The 3364-nt window shown below is 51.1% G+C and carries 3 protein-coding genes and 2 pseudogenes; 1 reads left to right on the forward strand and 4 read right to left on the reverse strand.

Features of this window, described 5'->3' with window-relative positions; translation table 11 throughout:
* Positions 1–214: 214 nt before the first annotated feature.
* The 3 genes and pseudogenes from FJU30_RS11100 to FJU30_RS11110 form a co-directional block, all read right to left on the reverse strand.
* On the reverse strand, positions 215–1237 hold the full coding sequence (locus FJU30_RS11100) for an IS110 family RNA-guided transposase (protein WP_150435047.1): 1023 nt from the start codon (positions 1235–1237) through the stop codon (positions 215–217).
* 95 nt (positions 1238–1332) lie between these two features.
* Positions 1333–2363 (reverse strand): annotated as a pseudogene (locus FJU30_RS11105) (IS630 family transposase).
* Positions 2364–2445: 82 nt separating this feature from the next.
* Positions 2446–2717: pseudogene (locus FJU30_RS11110) on the reverse strand (helix-turn-helix domain-containing protein).
* Between the two features lie 102 nt (positions 2718–2819).
* On the opposite strand from FJU30_RS11110, the gene FJU30_RS11115 reads away from it, so the two are divergent.
* Positions 2820–3080, forward strand: a complete 261-nt coding sequence (locus FJU30_RS11115) for a helix-turn-helix domain-containing protein (RefSeq protein ID WP_191091584.1) — start codon at positions 2820–2822, stop codon at positions 3078–3080.
* 10 nt (positions 3081–3090) lie between these two features.
* Here FJU30_RS11115 and FJU30_RS11120 read toward each other — a convergent pair.
* Positions 3091–3364 (reverse strand): helix-turn-helix domain-containing protein (locus FJU30_RS11120; protein WP_150435328.1); only part of this gene is annotated, 274 nt, incomplete at its 5' end.

Raw genomic sequence — 3364 nt, forward strand, 5'->3', positions numbered from 1 at the left:
TATATGGACACCTCCCCGATACAAGTACGGGCAGATCTTTTTCTGACAAAGTAGCCACACACATATATCCGGCTTCGTGAGCCCTGATGAACATCCGCACTCTCTGCCCTCATTAGTGCCATGGCTTGTTACAGCCCGGCTATTTGCCAGGTTTACAAAGAGTCGGTTCTACCTGTCAGCACATCAACTCTTGGGACTTATTAAAATCAGTTAGTTACTTGATCATGTACGCTGTCTTCTGGTTTATAAGCGCCCAGGCTATTCGGGCATTTTTGTTGGCAAGCGCCACTACAGCCTTATTCACGCCACTTCGGGCAATAACACCCTTCAGCCATCGCTGAAAACCACCACACCGTTCTTCCGGGAGGTTAATAATCCGGTAAACCACTGAGCGAGCGCCGTGGATAAGTAACCCACGCAGATAACCATCTCCACGTTTTGTTATCCCGGGTAGTCTGACCTTACCACCACTACTGTACTCTTTCGGAACCAGACCCAGATAGCTGGCAAAGTGCCGGCCATTCTGAAAATCTGTGCTGTCACCCAGCGCCACCGTCAGGGCTGAAGCGCCCAGTGGCCCGATACCGGGTATGCTTTCCAGCCGGAGAGTATCCTCATTTTGCTGACTGATACGCGCAAGACGCAGGTCCGGTTCTTTAATTCGCTGCTGACTGCCCTGAAGTTCCTGCAACATTTCGTGGAACAGTTGACGGCTGAGCGTGGTGAGCTCATTTCCCGCATCCTCCAGGTAATCTGGCAGGCACGCCATGATTTTATGGGCCCCTTCCGGTATGGCGATACCGTATTCCAGGCCCAGACCCCGTATCTGGTTAATCAGCGCGGTTTTGTTTTTCATCAGCCGCTGGCGAACCCTGTGCAGACACTGAATATCCTGCTGTTCAAGAGATTTCTCCGGCACATAGCGCATACTCGGGCGACTGTCAGCTTCTACAATTGCCGCTGCATCATTTTTATCGTTTTTACTGCCCATCCTGAAGGGAGCGACATACTGTGGACTGATTTGCCTGACGTCATGTCCGTATTGCCTGAACTGGCGAGACCAGTAATTCGCACTGCCGCACGCTTCCATTACAATACGGGACGGAGGCTGCTGAGCAATGAACGCCATCAGTTTTTCACGGTTGATCATTTTGTTCGCTTTCTTCCTGCTCTGCGCAGACACGATGTTCACCTGAAAAACTCGCGTTGCCAGATCAATTCCGATAATTTGTTCCATGGGACACCTCTTCATGTTGCTGTTGGTTTGCACTTACAGCATGGCTCACTGAGGCCTTTGTGGGGAGGTGTCCATTTCATTAGCGCCTAATATCGCTACATTTTTGCCAGCCCATGCCTGCCTCCCGGGAATGGGCTGACGGTTTCCATAAAATAACGAACTTTATTCAACAGTTGCCACATTGAACGGCACTGATGGTTGCGGGTGATTGTGTCGTGCAGTGCCTGCCACAGACGCTCAACATGGTTAACCCACGGCGAGTAAACCGGCTGGGAAATCACCCTGAACTTCGGATTCTGTTTCAGCCAGCGCTGCGTTTCCCGGCTTTTATGGATAATATAATTGTCCACAATGAGGGTGATCGTTTTTGCCCGCCGGTACGTTGTCTTCAAATGCTTTAACAGGCTGATAAATAAGACTGAACTTTTGCTGCAGCCTCCAGCATAGCTGACTTTACCTGTGCTGCTGTGTAACGCCCTGCCAGATAGTACTTTTCATTCTGACCGGGCGTCACTATGCGTTTCTGCTGGCCGCGTACCTGCCAGTCCGCGCCGATTTTGGGGTTGAGATGGATATCCACCTCATCTTCGTAAAACACCGGGTTTTCTGTGCTGCATTTCTCCAGCGCCTGATGAATTTCCGCCATTCTTTCTTTTTTGTGCGGGTCGCGGATGCACAGTGTGGGAGCAGCTTTTCGCCACACCAGTCCGATAGCGGGTAACCAGCGGCGGAGTGTCCCGGCATGCACCTGAAAACCCGGTTATCTCATTGATTTTTATTGCCATCAGTTCTGTGCTCCAGCGGGAACGCTGATAACCAAAATCGCCTGGCGTGTGTTTTACCAGTCGACGCAGCAACGCACAAATATGCTCATACGGCCACTGACGCCCGCGCCCCGCAGGTAAAGAGACGAGACCTTCAATACCCGACAGCGTAAACCAGTTAATCCAGCGTCCCACTGATGAGCGGGCACAGCAGAGCGTTCTGGCGACGTCGCTGACACGTTCGCCCCAATGTAACATCAACATGGCGGTCAGTCTGCGGGCATGGTTTTATCACGTGTTTTATGGATAGTTTTCTGCATCAGGCGCCGTTCGGTACGGGGTATTGGTGCAATGTTCGGCATCGCTCAGTCCGGTTGGTGATTTGTGATGTTTGGTGATTGATCAGATCGCATAATCCGGACGGAGTTCCCACAAATTGATCTACTATTCCGCGCAGCTATTTAGGCTCAGGCCAGCCAGTTCATCATCAGCGGTATAAAAATAGGCTAACGACACGTCCAGCACATCCGCTTGCCGTTGAATCGTCTCGGAGTCGGCCTCATGCACGCCCTTTTCATAGCGATTGATACGGGGACTGGCGACAAACTCATCGATCCCGGCCTCAATGCCGAGTTGTTTTTGCGATAGCCCTTCCCCTGGCGCGCCTGCTTAAGCCGCTGATAGAAAATAGCGTGGTAATTGGGTTTGCTCTTCATGGCTACGATAATCGTAGTTTTTTTTGCTTGAACGTCATACTACGAATAATGTAGCATCAGGTGGTACATGTTCCTTTTACGACGAAAAGTTAGGGGATTTACATGAAAAACGACTGGCATCAGGCGGATATCATCGCCGCCTTACGCAAACAGAGTACGACCATGACCGCGCTTTCTCGTTCTGCCGGATTGAGTTCATCGACGCTGGCAAATGTTCTGACACGTCCCTGGCCGAAAGGAGAATGGTTAATCGCCGAGAAGTTGGGCATTTACCCTGCCGAGATCTGGCCAAGTCGTTACTATGATTCTGAGGGAAGATTAATCGACCGTAAGATAAAAATCAGAGGGAAGCGGGCTAAGTAACACGAACGCATTACCTGATCCATTTATTTTCCAGCGAGGCAAGCAGCGCATTTTGTTGAGCTGCCGATAGTTCGGCAAATTTCAGGATCATCTTAGCCAGATTATCGTCGTCTGCATAGAAGTACGCCAGCGGGACTTGTAAAGCCAGCGCCAGATGGCCGGCTGTCACGATATTGGCTTCGTGTACGCCTTTTTCATACCGGTTGATACGCGTACTGGCAACGAACTCGTCAATCCCGGCGGCGATACCCAGCCCTTTCTGGGACAGCCCACGAAGCTGACGG

It is taken from the genome of Affinibrenneria salicis (genome assembly GCF_008710095.1).

Excerpts from the sequence above, each read along its gene's own strand:
- FJU30_RS11115 (WP_191091584.1), top strand. The coding sequence starts at position 2,820 with ATGAAAAACGACTGGCATCAGGCGGATATCATCGCCGCCTTACGCAAA.
- FJU30_RS11100 (WP_150435047.1), bottom strand. The coding sequence starts at position 1,237 with ATGGAACAAATTATCGGAATTGATCTGGCAACGCGAGTTTTTCAGGTG.